Origin of the sequence: Providencia sp. PROV004 (assembly GCF_011045615.1) — a bacterium.
Lineage (GTDB): Bacteria > Pseudomonadota > Gammaproteobacteria > Enterobacterales > Enterobacteriaceae > Providencia > Providencia rettgeri.
Window position 1 is genome coordinate 2,551,501 of the sequence record NZ_CP042859.1, and the last position, 19,042, is coordinate 2,570,542.

Genomic DNA, 19,042 nt, shown 5'->3' on the forward strand with positions numbered 1-19,042 from the left:
CTTATATAATGTCAACGTACGATAGCGAAAGGCTAAAGCTTATACGTGAGTCAGAAAGGCTTAATGTTAAGCAAGCTGCTGATTTGGTAGGTATTAATTATGTTACCTATCATGGATATGAAAGTGGAAAAGCTAAAATGTCATTGGAGTCTGCAATGAAATTCTTTAAGCACCCCCGATTTAGAAAATACCGAGATTGGTTCATGTTCGATGAGGTTAATCCTGAAGCTGGCCAAATCGCACCGGCTTTAGCGCACACTGGGCACGAAAATTCAGGCTCACCCCACTCAGACAAGAAAACTGGTTAACAATTTATCAGGCATTTTGTGAGGTTAACTCGCAAGGCCAATCGACCCTCGGAGGGCTTTCTTATGGCAATTAAGAAACTCGAAGATGGTCAATATGAAGTGGACATTAGACCGGCTGGCCGTCAAGGAAAACGCGTCAGACGTCGATTTGATACAAAACACGAAGCTGTTTTGTTTGAACGTTACGCCCTTTCAAACAAAATGCACAAGGATTGGTTAGATAAATCCAATGATATTCGGCCGCTACAAGACTTAATTGATTTGTGGTGGAACACCTTTGGCAAAAGTAGCGAATATGCGCAGGACACGTTATTAAGGGCAACACGCATTGCGACCGCACTCGATAACCCGCCAATGTGCTTATTAACCGATAAGCAATTAGCACTTTACCGCGAACTCCGGCTCGCTGCGGGTATCAAGCCCTCCACGATAAACCGTGATTTTTCAGCAATAAGCGGCATATTTACCGCCTTAAAGCGCACGGATTTATTTATGGGTAAACACCCAATACGAGGGCTATCACGGTTAAAGCAAAAAGCGACTGAGATGTCTTATTTAACGCATGAAGAAATTGGGCTGCTGCTGAATATATTAAAAGGTGATAATAAAAAAGTGGCGATTTTATGTTTAAGCACCGGCGCGCGTTGGGGGGAAGCGGTTAAATTAAAACGCGAGCACGTGATCCAAAATAAAATTCGTTTCACTTTTACCAAAACGGGCAAAGCACGCATTGTGCCGATTTCCCAAGAAGTCGCAGATGCTGTGTGTACGCGAAAATCCGGTCTGCTTTTTCCAAATACCTCTTACGATATGTTTAGAAAGAACATAAAGACCATTAAGCCAGATATGCCGCAGGGCCAAGCCACGCATGCATTACGGCATACTTTCGCAACCCATTTTATGATGAATGGCGGCAGTATTATTACTTTGCAGAGAATCTTAGGTCACTCGACATTACAGCAAACCCTGACCTATGCGCACTTTGCACCGGACTTTCTTCAAGATGCGATTACGTACAACCCATTAAAGGGAGGAACAGAGTTAGCTTAATAGATTGTTCGTTTTAGGATGATTTTGACGACGAAAACCGAGGCAAATTTAACTTTTGCATGTCCACAAATTGTCCACACTGGGATGCATTTCTCCGCTGCAAGTACCACCAAATCAGCGTTTAGATCGTCCACAAGTTGTCCACACTTGAACACTTTTAGGCACTTCTGAGCCTTTTTTGTACAGATTATGCACAAAAAAAAGGCACTCGCCCCCGAGTGCCTTTTGACTACAACTCACTGAATATAAAGTAAATTACAGCTATTCAGCGGTTCTGGTACTTGTGCGGATTAAGTAATCAAAGGCGCTAAGTGCGGCTTTTGCTCCTTCTCCGGCTGAAATAATAATTTGCTTATAAGGGACTGTAGTACAATCGCCTGCAGCGAAAATACCTTTAATACTGGTCTCATTACGAGCGTCAATTTCAATTTCGCCCATACGGTTTCTGGCGACCGTATCACCTAACCAATTGGTATTTGGCAATAAACCAATTTGTACGAATGCGCCAGCCACTTCCAATAAATGTACGCTATCATCGGTACGGTCTTTATACTCAAGTCCGGTCATTTTACTGCCATCGCCTTTTACTTCTAAGGTTTGTGCATTGACGATAATATCGACATTTTTCAGACTACGTACTTTTTGCTGTAATACTGAGTCTGCTTTCAATTCTGGTGCAAACTCCAGTACGGTCACATGTTCAACCACACCCGCTAAGTCGATAGCCGCTTCAATACCCGAGTTACCGCCACCAATAACAGCAACACGTTTACCTTTAAATAATGGGCCATCACAATGCGGACAGAATGTTACGCCTTTAGTGCGATATTCTTGTTCCCCCGGAACACCCATATTTCTCCAGCGCGCACCCGTTGAAATAATGATACTGCGTGATTTTAAGATACCACCTGATGCTGTTTCGATTTGGTGTAATCCACCTTCTTCTGCAGCTGGGATCAGTTTTGCAACTGATTGACCATCAATAACATCAACATCATAGTTGTCCACGTGGTTCTTTAATGCACCTGCAAAAATGGCACCTTCCGTTTTGATAACTGAAATATAGTTTTCAATATCAACCGTATCCATGACTTGGCCACCAAAACGCTCACCAATCACACCAGTGCGGATCCCTTTACGAGCCGTATAAATTGCCGCTGAAGCCCCTGCTGGACCACTACCAATAACAAGCACTTCAAAAGGTTCGCGCTCTGTTAGTGATTTTGCTGCACGCGCATCCGCATTGGTATCGACTTTGCTAACAATCTCGCTTAATGTCATACGCCCTTGACCAAACTCTTTTCCATTCAGGAAAACCGCAGGAACGCCCATTACATTACGTTCATCAATTTCATTTTGGAAAAGTGCACCATCAATAGCGGTATGACTAATATTTGGATTTAAAACTGCCATCAAGTTCAGTGCCTGAACAACATCTGGGCAGTTATGGCAAGATAAAGAATAATAAGTCTCAAAATGAAACTCGCCTTCAAGACCTTTAACCTGCTCTAATAACTCTTGTGCTTCTTTCGATGGATGACCACCGATTTGCAATAAAGCCAGCACAAGAGACGTAAATTCATGTCCCAGAGGCGAGCCGGCAAAACGCAAACCACTATCTGTACCTGGGTTAGTAATTAAAAAAGAAGGTGTTCTTACTGCACTATTTCGTTCTTCACGTACAGTGACTTTATCAGACAACGACGCAATTTGTTCTAACAGCTGTTTGATTTCATTTGATTTTTGGCTGTCATCTATATTAGCAACTAATTCAACGGGCTTAGTTAAACGTTCTAAGTAGGCTTTCAATTGTGCCTGTAAATTATTGTCGAGCATGTAATCCCCTTTAATTTTTATCATAAAATCGGGTACATATACCCGTCATGATCCAAGTTGCAGGCCTAGACACCTGCAACCTGAATTATTCAGTATTAATCAATTAAGCTAGATTAATTAGATTTTGCCGACTAAGTCCAAAGATGGGGACAGCGTTGCATCACCTTCTTTCCATTTAGCTGGGCAAACTTCACCTGGGTGGCTAGCAACATATTGCGCTGCTTTTACTTTACGCAGTAAATCTGAAGCGTCACGGCCAATGCCTTCTGCTGTAACTTCAATCGCTTGGATGATACCTTGTGGGTCAACAACGAAAGTACCGCGGTCTGCTAAGCCTTCATCTTCACGCATGTTTTCGAAGTTACGTGTTAATGCGCCTGTTGGGTCACCAATCATTGCATATTTGATTTTACCGATAGTTTCTGAACTTGCATGCCATGCTTTATGGGTAAAATGTGTGTCAGTAGAAACAGAGAAAATTTCAACACCTAATTTTTGGAATTCTTCATAATGGTCAGCAATGTCACCCAATTCTGTTGGGCAAACAAAGGTGAAGTCAGCTGGATAAAAGAAGAAAACACTCCATTTACCTGCAACATCTTTCTCAGAAACTTCGATGAATTCACCGTTTTTAAATGCTTGGTTAGTAAATGGTTTGATTTGAGTATTAATTAATGACATATGATGTTCTCCTGTTTGGTTGCCTATTAAGTTACTGTTTTACAGCAGCTTAATCCAATCATTACCTACTATCGATTTGATAGGTACAGCCTAATCATATTTTAAAAATCAATAGGTGAGATATTAAAACGCTTCCTGTTCTGTTCAGCAAGCGTTTTATTTATAAGGTCTATTTTATGTTCAGTGAGTTAAGCCATGGTGGCAATCGTTTTGCGAAAACGAATGAGTGCGAGGGAAAAGAATACAGCGCCAATCACAACGAGCACTGCAAATTGAGGCCAAACAATTTGGAAACCTGCTCCGCGATATAAAATCGCCTGAGCTAGACTAACAAAGTGTGTGGTCGGCATGGTTAACATAATATCTTGAACGAGCTGGGGCATGCTTTCTCGTGCTGTCATCCCGCCAGAAAGCATGTTTAATGGCAACAGTACTAAAATCATCAACAAACCAAACTGAGGCATAGATCGTGCAATTGTCCCCATAAAAATACCAATTGATGTTGTCGCAAATAAACTCAAGGCAACTCCACACATAAACAATAAGATAGACCCTTCTATGGGGACTTGTAGCAATGTTTTTACCACTAAAATTAAGGAAACACCGGATGCAATCAATACCACCAGCCCCATTGACCATATTTTTGACATCATAATTTCAAATGGTGTTAGTGGCATGACCATCAAGTGCTCAACGGTACCGTGCTCTCGCTCCCTGATAAGTGCTGCCCCTGTCAAAACGATCGATAGCATCGTAATATTATTGATAATTGCCATAACAGAACCGAACCATGACTGCGTCAAGTTAGGATTAAAGCGCATGCGCACTTCCAGATCGACAGGCAAACTCGCATTACTGCGGTATTTTGCTAAAAATTCGTTCACTTCACCTAAGGTAATGTTTTGAATATAACTATTCCCTAAGAAGGCTTGGCTCATTCGTGTTGCATCAATATTCACCTGAATTTCTGGATGCCGGCCGGCAAGCACATCACGTTGAAAATTAGGCGGAATATCTAATGCAAATGTATATGAGCCACGGTTTAACAAGCCATCAATTTGGTCTGGTGTGATATCTATGGGGGGTAAGAAATAAGGTGCGTAAAAGCTATTGATTATCCGGTTTGATAACTGTGACTTATCTTGGTCAGCAATCGCAATGGGAGCATTATGTAAAGAACCGGGTGTCACCGTTGCCGACGAATAAATCGATACCGTAAAAGCAAAGACAATCAAGGCTAGCATTGCTTTATCGCGGCCCAGACTGCGCAATTCTTTGATTCCTAAATTAAAAATATTCTGAATTTTACGTATCATCACTATGCCTCCTGCTTTTTCAGGAATAAAACACTTAGCCCAATAACCAGTGGTACGGTGATCAGTAATGGAATAAATGATGACTGTAAATCAAATAAATTTAACCCCTTAGAGAAGGTTCCTCGCGTGATAGTCAAAAAATGTGATGTTGGATAAACCATCCCAACCCAGCGGCCAATACCTTCCAATGATGAGACAGGGTCAATCATTCCTGAAAACTGAGTTGCTGGTATCAATGTGATGATAGAAGTACCAAAAATTGCTGCGATTTGGCTTTTCATAAAACATGAAATTAGCAGCCCCATACCTGTTGCAATACTGATATACAGAAATGCTGCCAGCGTTAATGTCAGAAAACTACCTTTGAATTCAACACCAAATATATACACTGATAATATGCAAAGTAATACAAAGTTAAACATGCCTAATAGAATATAAGGGAGCTGTTTTCCAAGTAAAAATTCTAATTTGGTGATCGGGGTGACATAAAGATTGATAATCGAACCAAGTTCTTTTTCTCGAACAACACTTAACGCACTCAGCATGGCGGGTATCATCATTAATAATAATGGAATAACCGCGGGAACAATCGCCGGCAAACTGCGAACATCTGGGTTATAACGATATCGAGTTTCAATGTCGATAGCGGGCATACCAGCAACACCTACGGGTTGACGAGCAGCCATCGTACTTAGCCATGCTAAGTGCATTGCTTGTACATAGCCACGCACAGTTTCAGCACGGTTTGGCATGGCACCATCAATCCACACGCCAATTTTGACGTTATTACCACGAGCGATATCCCTAGCAAAATTAGGTGGAATTTCAATCGCAACAGTAACATCACCGCTACGCATTTTTGCCTCTAAGTCATCATAATCTTTAATTGGTGGTTGTTCGATAAAGTAACGTGAGCCTGCTAAGTTCAGAGTATATCCCTGACTTAGCCCTGTTTGGTCGCGATCGAGTACTGAAAAACGTAAATTTTCTACATCCATACTAATACCGTAACCCATGATAAACATAAGAATTACAGTTCCCAATAACGCCAATGTAGAACGGACAGGATCTCGACGCAATTCCATGCCTTCCCGGATGGAATAACTAAATAACCGACGTAAACTAAAGCGTTTTTTCAACGCTTCGGTTGCTTGCTCTTTTAGTTCAGGGTCAACATGGAACTCAGGTGCAGTTTCTTGCCCTTGCCCTGCATCACCCACCGCATCTTGCAAATAAGCAATAAAGGTTTCTTCTAACGTCGCTAATCCGCGTTTTTTGGTTAAGTTTGCAGGCGTATCACAATCAAGTACCTTTCCTGCGTGCATTAATGAAATTCGGTCACAGCGTTCGGCTTCATTCATAAAGTGAGTTGAGATAAAAATTGTGACGCCGTCACGCCTTGATAAATCGACCATTAAGTTCCAGAACATATCTCTGGCAACAGGGTCCACTCCTGATGTTGGCTCATCGAGGATTAACATTTCAGGTTCATGAATAACAGCAACAGCTAAAGATAACCGTTGACGAATTCCCAAAGGTAAATCGTCAGGCATTACCTCTCGCACATCTTCAAGTTCAAAACGCTGGCACATTTCATCCACACGCTGAGGGATTTTATCCTCCGGTATATGGAAAAGCTTGGCATGAAGAACTAAGTTTTGCTCAACACTGAGTTCACTATATAACGAGAAGGCTTGCGACATATAACCGACGCGTTTACGAGTCTCGATGTCTTTAGGATCAATTTCTTGACCAAATAGCCATGCCTGCCCTTCACTGGCTTGAAGTAGGCCTGTCAGCATTTTCATGGTAGTGGATTTACCACAACCATTGGAGCCTAAGAAGCCAAAGATTTCCCCTTTAGGGATTTTAAAATTAACGTGGTCAACGGCGACGAAGTTACCAAAACGCATGGTTAAGTCTTGCGCTTCAATGGCAATAACATTGTCTTTTGATGTATCACGTGGCGGGATAACCACTTTTTTGTGTCCACTACGCTTTTCTTCTGGTAGTAATTGAATAAACGCAGCTTCAAGGTCATCACATTGCGTCTGTGCTTTTAATTCAGATGCATGGCCAGTGGCAAGCACCTTGCCATCATCCATTGCCACTAACCAATCAAAACGTTCGGCTTCTTCCATGTAAGCTGTTGCGACCAAAACACTCATATTGGTTTGTCGCAAACGAATACGATCGATTAAATCCCAAAATTGTGCACGAGATAACGGGTCAACCCCAGTGGTAGGTTCATCTAAAATTAATAAATCGGGATCATGAATTAACGCACAGCATAATCCCAACTTTTGTTTCATGCCTCCTGATAATTTGCCAGCAGGACGGTCTTTAAAGGGTGCAAGCCCTGTACTTTCAAGTAAATCTTGAATGCGATATTCACGCTCAGCTTTTGATTGGCCAAATAAACGCCCAAAAAAATCGACGTTTTCATAAACAGATAATGTATGGTAGAGATTCTTCCCTAAACCTTGTGGCATATAAGCGATGCGAGGGCAAACAGCTCGGCGGTGTTCAATGTCATTCATATCACCATCAAGTACCGTTATTTGGCCTTCTTGAATCACTCTTGCCCCCGCGATCAGAGAAATCAAGCTTGATTTTCCTACACCATCTGGACCAATCAACCCAACCATTTTTCTTGCTGGGATGGAAAGTACAATGTCATCCAACGCACAATTATCACCATAATGCTGGCTGACATGCTGTATATCGATAATCACATCATCCATCAGTTTATTGGTCATTGTGGTAATCTCACCTCAAGTTCAGCAGGCCAAGATTCATTCGGATCCAAACGTACATACGCTTTACCAGGTAACCCTGTTTTGACATATTCTAAGTGTTGCTCTAATAACTCAGGGGAAATACGCGCACGTACTCTGAACATCAATTTTAAGCGTTCATTTTGTGTTTCTACGGTTTTGGGTGTGAATTGTGCAACACTTGCCACGAACGTGGTTTTTGCTGGGATCACGATGTTTGGTGCAGCATCAAGGATAATGTGAACATCACTGCCTAAGGCAACTTTACCTGCATCTTCAGTCGGTAAGAAAAAGGTCATATACACATCACTTAAATCGACCATATTCAAGACCCGCCCACCAGCGCCAAGTACCTCTCCAGGCTCAGCGACACGGTATTGAATGCGCCCGTTTCTTGGTGCTTTTAGAATACTGTCATCTAAGTCCGCAATAATGCGACGTTCCGTTGCTGTCGCTGCATCAACACGGTTTTTCGCTTGGACAATACCGGCGCTTGCAGAATCAATCGCTGATGTCGCGGCGGCAACTTGCGCTTTTGACGCCTCCAGTGCTGCGCGAGCACCTTGCATCTGCGCTGTATCGTCATCGACTTGTTGTTGAGAAACAGCGTTGGTTCTTACCAAAGCTCTAGAGCGATTTAATCGTTTCTGTGCGGCGTCTAATTCCGCTTCACGTTGGCGAACAACCGCTTGAGCGGCAACTTTTTCACTTTTTCGTTGGGCTAAAGCAGATTCGGCTGTTGTCACTGCACTAATCGCTTGGCGTAACTGGGCTTGTACTTCATGAAGCTGCTCTTGGAGCGCTCGTGTATCCATACGAGCAAGTTCTTGCCCTTCTTTAACAAAATCGCCTTCTTTTACATTAATCGTTTCAATGCGCCCTGCAGTCTTAGTCGCAATATCAATTTCCGTTGCTTCTATACGGCCATTACTTTGTGCAAATCCAGCAGGTAGCCCACCTGAATTAACATTCCAGTAATAAAAACCACCCGCAACAATAATTATTATTAAAATGATGTAAAAAGATATTTTTTGCTTATTTATTTTCATACCATCCCTTTCCATTAAATGAGAAAACAAGGAACAACAATTATTTTGATTATTAACCTGGTAAATATTAATAAAACGATATAATTGTCCTATATGCTAAATAAATACAACTAAGACAAAAGTAATAATTTTTTATTTTTTAACTATGTTAGTACGTGTAAACACAGTTATTAAATTAGCTATCTATCTAATTTAATAACATTTTATCAGCATTTAAGTTAAGTGAAGTTGCCTTGTGTCACAAAAAGGTAGAATAGACAGATAAAAACAATAATAAGGCATTAATTGTATACATTTAATTCAATATATAAAAAATAAAGCCAGTCAATTAGTTTACTGGCTTTATTAATAACATTTGATTTGAATAAATATTAGCAAGCAAATTCAGCTATCGTTTTTTCGTCCATGCGGTAACGAACCCACTCATCCTGTGGTTGCGCACCTATACTTTTATAGAAATCAATCGCTGGCTGATTCCAATCAAGAACGCTCCATTCCAGACGCTGGCATTTTCGATCTACGGCCAATTTTGCAATATGTTTCAATAGTTTTTTTCCGGCTCCTGCCCCTCTATAATTAGGGGATACATATAAATCCTCTAAATAAATGCCACTATTACCTAACCATGTTGAATAACTTGTAAAGAATACGGCATACCCTGCTGGCTGCCCATCGACATAACAAATCAATGCTTCAGTGCTTGAATTTTCATCGAATAAGGAATTTTCGATATCAGCAACTGTAGCTTTCACTTCATGACGTGCTTTTTCGTAATCCGCAAGTTCAATGATCATATCTAATATCAAAGCGGCATCTTGGTGGGTTGCTGACTTTATTTCTACGTTCATGTGGGGCTCTCTTAGCTTTTGCATCCTAATTTTAAACGCTACCAACGAAGAACCCAATTCACAGCAGTATTATTCATTTCTTCGTGCATGATATAAGTATCATTTATATCTGTGGATATACTTAATTTAACAATAATAATCAAACAACGCATTTCTGGACATTGTTTGCCAAAGACTATGTTTGCTATGATTATCTCATGGATTAACTTAACAAATATTAAGGAGGCTAATCTATGCTGTTGTGTGATCTTATTGAATACTCACACTTCTTTGGTAATCGCCAGAGCTCAGGCTTTCACAGTTTTATACTGCGATAACCCTGCCTGAGCGAAGCCACTAAAGAAAATCTTCCCTCAGCTTACTGGGTTGTCGTGACGACTATGCCCTGGCATTTTTATGCCTAAAATTTGAGTAAGCTATGAGCACTTTATTAACTGTAAAATCACTAAATTACGATACTTCAACCTCGACTTTATTGAATGATATCTCTTTTACCGTTCAACAAGGCGACCGTATTGGTTTAATTGGCCATAACGGAAGCGGAAAAAGTACATTATTGAAGCTAATAACCCAGCAATTGTCCCCTAATAATGGCAGTATTACTTATGCGAACCACTGTGTTACTGCTTATATTGAACAACATTTACCCGATGATATTGCTTCCTTAACACTCCTTGATGCACTGGTTCAAAAATTACCTGAACAAGACAAAGTCACTGAACGCTGGCGGGCTGAAGTTTTATTATCAGAATTAGGTTTTACACCTGAACAGTGGGAACAAAAAGCTTATGCCATCAGTGGAGGGCAACATACTCGTTTGCTTCTAGGTCGTGCTTTAATTGAGCAGCCCGATTTACTACTACTTGATGAACCAAGTAATCATTTAGATTTACCCACACTTATTTGGTTAGGTAATTTCTTACAGTCATGGAAAGGCAGTTTCGTACTCGTGTCTCATGACCAGTCATTATTAGATAAGGTGAGTAACTGCACTTGGATTTTACGAGATAAATCACTGCATTTTTATCGGTTACCTTGCAGTGCAGCACGGCAAGCATTGAGTGAAAAAGACATTACTGATGCACGTCGTAATCAAGCCGAGCAAAAAGAAATTGACCGTATTGCATCAAGTGCCAAGCGCTTAGCTATTTGGGGGCATGTGTATGACAATGAAGCCTTATCACGCAAAGCCAAGCAGATGGAAAAACATATTGATCGGCTTAAAGATGCCCAAACTGAGTTAACTGAAGGCTATCAATGGAAGCTTGCTTTAAATGGCAAAGCGATTCCTGCAGATAGAGTTTTGGAGTTGGAATACACTGTTGTTTCAACACCGAATGGAAATCAGTTGTTTAAAACGGCATTTCATCAAGTGAAAAGTGGTGACCGTATCGCCATCATGGGCGCTAATGGCTGTGGTAAATCGACACTATTACGTCTACTTTGGCAATGTTATCAACAAGATTTGCGTTATAGCTCGCAATTGAAGTTTCACCCAGCTATCAGTGCTGGTTATTATGACCAACAATTAGAGCAGCTAAATGATAATGATAGCCTACTAGAGGCACTACGTCATTTTGCACCTTTAACCGATGAACAACGAAAAATGGCCTTGATTGGCGCTGGTTTTGCTTATTCACGCCATCAACAGAAAGTAGTAACACTGAGTGGTGGAGAACGCGCTAGGTTATTGTTTATTGGTTTAAGTTTAGCTCAGTACGAGTTGATTTTATTGGACGAACCTACCAATCACCTTGATCTAGAAGGCAAGGAAGCGCTTTGTGAACAAATTAGCTTATTTTCTGGAGCATTATTGGTTGTAAGCCATGATAGATGGCTCATTGAAAATAGCTGCCAACGCTTCTGGTTTATCGATGATAATCGGCTAGAGGAATACCTTAATGTTGATGATATTTATCATAAAATCGAGCTGCAATCCCAGTCATTATTAACGCCTACACTTGGGAGAGATGTCTCTGTTAAATCGGCGATTAAAATTCCTTGTGAGGAAGATGCGCATGAAGATGAGCTACTAGAAACATTACTGATATTAGAGCAAAAGTTACTTGCGGATCAAAAACGCAAACTAAGCCACCAAAAGCCACAGTTACAACAACAGTGGATAAATGAAATAGCCCAAATACACGCTAAATTGGGCTTATAACCGATACCCCCTGATGACGCTAAGTGATCAGGGGGCCTTCTCAATAAGTCGTATACTGATATAGGATGATAGTTACAGTTTACAAAATAATTATATGTACCCTAAAATTTACCTTATTGACGAAATAATAGAAAATTGAGTACTGTTATTCATCAATAATGAAAATAATTGCATTTATTCTTTATGCCTTTCGTATGAATAAAGATTTTGTAAACTATCCAAATTATTATTTTATTTTTTGTTTTTTAGCTCGCTTAAAATATGACGTTGGGACATTGGGGCAAACAACCTCTTTAAATTTAACATCTTTATTCGTATTCACAGGCGGTTCATTTTCAGAAGTAACCGGGTCGTTGCTCTGTGGTATTTTGCTTGTTTCTTTCATATATAAATGCTCTTTTGCTTGTATAATATCATTCGTTTTAGCCATTTGATTTTCCCTCTGCCACTAACACCGCATTAACTTGCTCAATTCGTTCCACTGCGCGGTTAATGATCTCAACGACTCTTGTTGTCTCTTCTTTTGTCAACTGTTGTATCACGATTTGGTGTCTCAACAATGACTTAAATTTATCTACAGCACATTCAATTTCATTAGCAAATTGATTACCTGCTTTTAATTCCTGTGCATATTTTAATTTTAGTTGAACTTCTGCCAATATTTCAGCTTTGAGTAATAAAAAACAGCGACCTTCTGGAGTAATCACATAACACTTGCGCCCTTTTCCATTATCTTTACCCGCTGAAATAAACCCTAACTCTTCTAATAACGTTAGAGTCGGATAAATTACACCCGGACTTGGACAATAAAAACCTGCCGTTTCTTCTGCAATTTTTTTTATTAACTCATAACCATAATTAATTCCCCCCGTCAGTAAATGTAGGATATAAATCCTTAACTGTTTAGGGTTAAACATACGACTGACACTTTTACCGTTACACAAACACGGGTCTAGTTGTTGTTCACTGGCCATTAAAATTCTCAGGGTTATTTACTCTAAAACCGATATATCTAACATAATAGTTACTTTTACAGAAAATGCCAGCTTTAGATATATCTGTTTTTGTGCATAACGTGCTAATGATAATCATTCTTATATGGATTATACCGACTAAATGTCGATACAACAGTAAAAAATGTGCGGTAAATTGTCTAACTGAGTAAATTATGCCGTAAATTTGAGAAAGGCTTTAAGGAAAGGAACAAGCCAGCTATCAAAAGACAGCTGGCAAGTAAACGGTTTATTAGCCAATATTAGGTAATATGTTGAAAACAATCCCTAACTGAACACCAATAACTATAATGCCACAAATAAATACCAATGATAGACCTAATCCACCACCCAATACTTGATATTTCTGTGGGTTCAATGCCCTTGATTTAAATGCCATTGCACTAGGTAGTAATAAAGCTAGTATTGAAAGTGCAATTGCGGCATACCCTAATGCCATCACAAACCCTTTAGGATAAAATAAAGCAAAAACTAGCGGTGGTCCAAAGGTTAGTAAACCTGTTTGTAGACGCCCTGAAGCATTATCTTGACGTTTAAATAAGTCTGCTAAAAAGTCAAATAACCCTAAAGCAACCCCAAGGAAAGATGTCGCTAGAGCCAAGCTCATGAACATTTGTGCAATTAACTCTGTTTTTCCTGATTGAGCCACATCCTTAATTGCATCTAATAGTCCATTAAGCCCTGCGTTTTCAGCCAAAATACCAACGAACGTGGTTGTACCAATACTCCCTAAGGTTGCGATTTGCCATAAAATATAAGCAATCAATGGGATAGCACTTCCGATGATAAAAATAACCCGCAGTTTTTTGACATCCCCTCCCATGTATTTAACGATACTTGGGACGCTACCATGAAAACCAAATGAGGTAAAAAATACCGGTATCGCAGATAAAATGAGAACTTTTTCAGTTGGCGCAGCCAATAAATTTTGTTGCTCAACATGCGGTATCATTAATGCCAATATAATGACTAGGAAAACAATTTTTGCAGCAAATAAAATACGGTTGATAAAATCTACGGATGAAGTCCCGAAACATACAACGCCACCGCCAATGACGGTAAATACAACAATTCCCATCCAATCGGCCATTTCAATGGCAAAACTACTTTTTAAATTTGAAGTAATGATTTCCCCTGCACCACTGACATAAGCCGCTGTCAGTGCATACATAAGGAACATCATACTGAAACCCGTAATAAATTTGCCACTAGACCCTAAATACCGCTGCGCAACACTACCAATCCCCGTTTCGTGGGATTCATGTTGATAAACCTCGACCAAAAGCAATGCTGTGTAACACATCAATGCCCATAACACTAATAACATAGCCAAGCTAACTAAAAACCCATTACCCGCAGCCGCGATAGGCATAGCTAACATACCTGCGCCAATCGTAGTACCTGCAACAATAAATACACTACCAAGTGTGCGATTTTTCATATTGAGATCCTAACAATCAATTAAATATTAATTTTATAATTGGAATGATTTGACTTATTTTCTTCATTAATGAGTTGTTGCAGTTTATCTTCAAAGATATTTTTTAACTCCGCCCAATAGGTTTCAAAATGTGCCCTATCACGCAAGCAATGCGTCATGATCGCTGCCCGTAGTACATAAATTGACCGCACTTTATGCCATTCGTTATCAGAGAACTGTGCATCTCGACATAAATTCAATGGATTATCACCATATTCGTCATAAGTTAGCGAAGTTGATGAGGTGAGAAAATCATTAGAATAACTCCGACCAGCTGCATAAGAGCATAATTCATATAGCCGCTTATTGAGCTGATTTTGCTTTTCTAAAGAGGTGTTTCCGATTTCACGAAACATAAAGTTAATCATATGAAAATCAGGCGTAGGCATCGCTATAATTGAAAATTGACGCTCATCAATAATGAAAGGCTCACATTGATTAATTTTGTCAATCATCCAATTAGCTGTGATGATCCCTGCGGCAATCACTTTTCCATACCCTAAAACATTTAATGGGACTAAGCGGTGTGCAGCCCATACCGCTGCGGCGGTTGCGCCCGCTTTTGATCCTTCCATGATGGAAGAGCCAAGTAATACATTTTGCGTTTTTTCTGCTTTACGCTGTTTTTCTTGCACTTCTTCAAATACATAAGCGGCATGGTAAGAAACCAAATCTACAATCCGCTTATCTTTCATACAAATTGCCCCCGCCGCATACGGAATAAACCCCACTTTATGAGGGTCAACGGTAATAGAATCAGCTTGGCTTAATGCTTTAAAACTTTCATACACATCGCGTTTTGGCCACACCATATTTTCAGGGAAAATTCCTTCACTATGATACCGTTGGATTAAATTCTCATACTCCATAAATTGATTTTCTTCATCACGAAACATCGCACAAGCGTATCCCGCATAAGCAGCATCGATATGCACATAAAAAGAAACACCAAAACGTTGCTCACATTCACGTCGTAGCTCAATGACTTCTTTGACATTGTCAATTGCGCCAGTTTCTGTGGTTCCCATAACGGCAACGACTGCTAAAATAGGTTCTTCTTGCTCAATCAATGCAAATACGGTTTCACGCATTTTACACACATCCGTTCGATAACTTGCATCAACGGGTAGTTGCACAATATTCTGTTGGCCTAAACCAAGAATATCCATCGCTTTCATCCATGAATAGTGTTTAGACTGAGGAACCAATAACTTACCGAGTTTTCCTTGCTCTATTCCAACGCCACGACAGGTCAGATCACGAATTTCTTCAAAAATTTGCTGTTTCTTTAATTCGTCAATTAAATCTAGAACTGTAGGCACTGAAAGATTGAGCAACTCTTTTTCGGTTTTCCCCTTTAGCAAGTATTGGGATTTTGGGTGCTGCATAACCGCCAACGGTAGTGTTTTAATATTTCTAGCCACCCATAATCCTTCATAGTTAGCTACTGTCCCACCTGATGTAATATGCCCCCAAGCATGTTGTACGTCATAACCAAACATGGCACATAAATCTAATCCGGCCTCTATTTCTAAAACGGTTGTCGTCGGAGAAGATTCTTGTGCACAATTATTAGGGTTGTACATCATCGCCATAACATAAGCTAAATTAGAAATCATCAGCGTATCTGCATTCATATGGCCCATATAACGTGGAGAGAACCATGGAACTGATGTTGTTTTTAATTTTGAAGAGAGTTGATTAAGAATACCTTCTGTACGATATAACGTATCTCGGTATTCAGGGGCATAGCGGTCAACGGTAGAGATAAGATCAGGGTCTTCTGGATGATAGCTAGAGCGCCAATGCATGTGTTCACTCACTGAATATTCCATCATTTCTTTGAAAAAGACAGCATTTTCAGATTTAGGGCCTAAAAACAATGCATCTACATTCATCTTTGCATTTTTAAAATTATTCATCATTACTACACCTTCAAACTGCAATTAGCAGCCGCTAGTTGCATTTAAGTCACTTAACTTAATATCATTGGAAAGTGCATAACGGGCTGTGTTTATATAAAAGATATCAATATATTAATGATATACATTTAAAAATATCATTTAAGGATTACTTATTGATAAACAAACCGTTAATGGCCAACTTGTTTATAGATATAATCTATTTTTATTAAATTATTAACAAACCAATTGGAATTTCATTCTAATTTGTGGACGAGCACAAAAAATCAAAATTTAGTTAACTGTAAAGAGATATTTACGCTAAAAAGACTTGATTATGTAAATTATTTGTTATAAATGGACTGGTTTTTACTATTATAAATATATCGTAATACAACAATAAAAACCAGATTAAAAAATTATAGTCAATTGTTTATTAGTATAATTTTACCAGTAAGGTCACCTGATTCCATATACTCATGAGCGTCTTTTACTTGGGCTAAAGGGTAGATCTTGTTAACAATAGGTTTAATTTCACCTTTTTGTAACATCCCCCAAACTTGTTCTTTGAGCTCTTGTGCGATCAAAACTTTTTCTTCAATAGTTCGAGAACGCATTGTTGATCCCGTATGAGTTAATCTTTTTACCATTAAAGGCATCATATTTAACTCTTTAGGGTTACCTTTCATCATCCCAATCTGGATAATGCGCCCAAACTTAGCAGCAACTTGATAATTTTTTGCAACATAATCGCCACCGATAATATCCACGACCATATCTACACCTCGAGAGGAGGTATAATTGAGCGTAGCCTCAACAAAATCATCTTTTCTATAGTTAACAGCACAATCTGCACCTAACGATTTTGCAACTTCAGCCTTATCCTCAGAACCAACAGTGGTAATCACTGTTGCACCAAACGCTTTCGCTAACATAATCGCCACACTACCAATACCCGATGTTCCCCCGTGAATAAGTACTGTTTCGTCTTTTTTTAACTTGCCGATTTGAAAAACGTTTGCCCAAACAGTAAAAAAGTTTTCAGGTATTGCCGCCCCCTCGATAAAAGATAAATTCCCTAACGGTAAGGCGATGTGCTTATGCACTAGACAATATTCCGCATAACCGCCCCCAGCAACCAGCCCACAAACTTTATCACCTAGCTGCCATTCCGCTACATCATCCGCCTTGCCTACAATAGTTCCTGCAATTTCAAGCCCCATAATCGGTGAAGCATCAGCCGGTGGAGGATAAGATCCCTTACGCTGAAAAATATCAGGACGATTAACGCCCGCAGCTTCCACCTTAACAAGTAAATACCCTGCAGAAATTCTAGGTAACGGTTTATCAATTAATCGCAGCTTTTCTGACCCACCAGGTTCTATAATGTCAACAACTGTCATCGAAGTGGGTAAAGACTGTTGAGTAAGTGTCATTATAATCTCCTTATTGAGGTTAATTTGAAAAATTGATATTCATAAATTTATTTTCGTGTTAAATTAATGCTAATTAGTTTAATATTTCGTGCTCAAGCACTATAATTTTAAGTATTAATTACAATGGTGATATCTGTCATCTTTTTATCGTTTAGAGGGTGAAATTTAATCTATATCAAATTTTATATTTAGTAATCTTCTTTAATTTAGCATTAATATCTAAATTCACTAATTTCTTCCATGTTCTCTGATTGGCTTTTTTGTTTATTAAGTCGATTCTGTCATACATTACTACTTACCAGTTGCATTATCTTATGTTAAAATTGACTCATATCAATAATTTTAACTTGATTGAGCCTTAAATATGATCCCAGAAAAAAGAGTTGTTCGTCGCATCCAGTCTGGTGGTTGTGCTATTCATTGCCAGGACTGCAGTATTAGCCAACTTTGCATTCCTTTTACGCTGAATGAACATGAACTGGATCAACTTGATAATATCATCGAACGCAAGAAACCAATTCAAAAAGGCCAAGCTTTGTTTAAAGCAGGCGATGAGTTGCGTTCATTATATGCCATCCGCTCTGGTACAATAAAAAGCTATACAATAACCGAAGAAGGCGATGAGCAAATTACCGGTTTTCATTTAGCTGGAGACCTTGTTGGTTTTGACGCCATCATTCATACACAGCACCCAAGTTTTGCACAAGCACTTGAAACATCAATGGTTTGTGAAATACCTTTTGAAACATTAGATGATTTATCAGGCAAAATGCCTAATTTACGTCAGCAAATTATGCGTTTAATGAGCGGTGAAATTAAAGGTGACCAAGAAATGATCCTTTTATTATCTAAGAAAAATGCGGAAGAACGTTTAGCTGCATTTATTCTTAACCTCTCACACCGCTTTGCAGAACGCGGTTTTTCACCAAGAGAATTTAGATTGACCATGACTCGTGGAGATATTGGTAACTATCTTGGATTAACTGTTGAAACCATCAGCCGTTTATTAGGCCGCTTTCAAAAAAGTGGCATGCTGAGTGTTAAAGGTAAGTATATCACCATCGAAGATATGGCTAAACTGACTGATATTGCTGGTAAAGTTTCCGCAATTACATGCTAATATCCCTAAACGGATCACGTTATCAGTGATCCGTTTTCATTTTTTTCCCTAGATTTCTTGCCT

General features: G+C 39.4%; 15 protein-coding genes. 4 read left to right on the forward strand and 11 right to left on the reverse strand.

The annotated features are described in order from the left end of the window. The first annotated feature begins 8 nt into the window (after window positions 1–8). Together FVA69_RS11455 and FVA69_RS11460 are read left to right on the forward strand one after the other, a co-directional pair. Window positions 9–308, forward strand: a complete 300-nt coding sequence (locus tag FVA69_RS11455; RefSeq protein ID WP_164528876.1) for a helix-turn-helix transcriptional regulator — start codon at window positions 9–11, stop codon at window positions 306–308. A 63-nt stretch (window positions 309–371) separates the two neighbouring features. Beyond that, window positions 372–1,358, forward strand: a complete 987-nt coding sequence (locus FVA69_RS11460; RefSeq protein ID WP_164528877.1) for a phage integrase — start codon at window positions 372–374, stop codon at window positions 1,356–1,358. Between the two features lie 261 nt (window positions 1,359–1,619). Here FVA69_RS11460 and ahpF read toward each other — a convergent pair whose 3' ends face one another. From ahpF to FVA69_RS11490, 6 genes are all read right to left on the reverse strand, one after another. Then, the gene (ahpF, locus tag FVA69_RS11465) at window positions 1,620–3,194 is read right to left on the reverse strand and encodes an alkyl hydroperoxide reductase subunit F (protein ID WP_109912186.1); all 1,575 of its coding nucleotides are present in this window, start codon (window positions 3,192–3,194) and stop codon (window positions 1,620–1,622) included. Window positions 3,195–3,311: 117 nt separating this feature from the next. After that, a complete protein-coding gene (gene ahpC / locus FVA69_RS11470) occupies window positions 3,312–3,875 on the reverse strand; it encodes an alkyl hydroperoxide reductase subunit C (protein WP_004910793.1) in 564 nt (187 codons plus the stop codon). A 188-nt stretch (window positions 3,876–4,063) separates the two neighbouring features. Continuing rightward, entirely contained in the window at window positions 4,064–5,188 is a 1,125-nt protein-coding gene (locus tag FVA69_RS11475; RefSeq protein WP_164529349.1) for an ABC transporter permease, read from the reverse strand. Between the two features lie 5 nt (window positions 5,189–5,193). Continuing rightward, on the reverse strand, window positions 5,194–7,950 hold the full coding sequence (rbbA, locus tag FVA69_RS11480) for a ribosome-associated ATPase/putative transporter RbbA (protein WP_164528878.1): 2,757 nt from the start codon (window positions 7,948–7,950) through the stop codon (window positions 5,194–5,196). Continuing rightward, window positions 7,947–9,017, reverse strand: a complete 1,071-nt coding sequence (locus FVA69_RS11485) for an HlyD family secretion protein (RefSeq protein WP_004910790.1) — start codon at window positions 9,015–9,017, stop codon at window positions 7,947–7,949. Before FVA69_RS11485 ends, rbbA begins: the two co-directional genes overlap by 4 nt. Window positions 9,018–9,388: 371 nt before the next feature. Continuing rightward, on the reverse strand, window positions 9,389–9,865 hold the full coding sequence (locus tag FVA69_RS11490) for a GNAT family N-acetyltransferase (protein WP_110731917.1): 477 nt from the start codon (window positions 9,863–9,865) through the stop codon (window positions 9,389–9,391). 418 nt (window positions 9,866–10,283) lie between these two features. On the opposite strand from FVA69_RS11490, the gene FVA69_RS11495 reads away from it, so the two are divergent. Continuing rightward, window positions 10,284–12,029 (forward strand): ABC-F family ATP-binding cassette domain-containing protein, encoded by a 1,746-nt coding sequence (locus FVA69_RS11495; RefSeq protein WP_164528879.1) that lies wholly within the window; start codon window positions 10,284–10,286, stop codon window positions 12,027–12,029. Between the two features lie 226 nt (window positions 12,030–12,255). On the opposite strand, the gene FVA69_RS11500 is transcribed toward FVA69_RS11495, so the two are convergent. The 5 genes from FVA69_RS11500 to FVA69_RS11520 form a co-directional block, all read right to left on the reverse strand. After that, entirely contained in the window at window positions 12,256–12,459 is a 204-nt protein-coding gene (locus FVA69_RS11500; protein ID WP_004910787.1) for a hypothetical protein, read from the reverse strand. Beyond that, complete coding sequence (locus FVA69_RS11505) at window positions 12,452–13,003, reverse strand: PadR family transcriptional regulator (protein WP_004910786.1); 552 nt, start codon at window positions 13,001–13,003, stop codon at window positions 12,452–12,454. Before FVA69_RS11505 ends, FVA69_RS11500 begins: the two co-directional genes overlap by 8 nt. A gap of 271 nt (window positions 13,004–13,274) precedes the next feature. After that, a complete protein-coding gene (tyrP, locus tag FVA69_RS11510; RefSeq protein ID WP_004910783.1) occupies window positions 13,275–14,483 on the reverse strand; it encodes a tyrosine transporter TyrP in 1,209 nt (402 codons plus the stop codon). Between the two features lie 20 nt (window positions 14,484–14,503). Further along, window positions 14,504–16,444, reverse strand: coding sequence for a pyridoxal phosphate-dependent decarboxylase family protein (locus FVA69_RS11515; RefSeq protein ID WP_117162203.1), 1,941 nt, complete (start codon window positions 16,442–16,444; stop codon window positions 14,504–14,506). A 404-nt stretch (window positions 16,445–16,848) separates the two neighbouring features. Further along, window positions 16,849–17,859 (reverse strand): NAD(P)H-quinone oxidoreductase, encoded by a 1,011-nt coding sequence (locus tag FVA69_RS11520; protein ID WP_117161945.1) that lies wholly within the window; start codon window positions 17,857–17,859, stop codon window positions 16,849–16,851. A gap of 364 nt (window positions 17,860–18,223) precedes the next feature. On the opposite strand from FVA69_RS11520, the gene FVA69_RS11525 reads away from it, so the two are divergent. After that, on the forward strand, window positions 18,224–18,979 hold the full coding sequence (locus tag FVA69_RS11525) for an FNR family transcription factor (RefSeq protein WP_004254821.1): 756 nt from the start codon (window positions 18,224–18,226) through the stop codon (window positions 18,977–18,979). The last annotated feature ends 63 nt before the right edge of the window (window positions 18,980–19,042 follow it).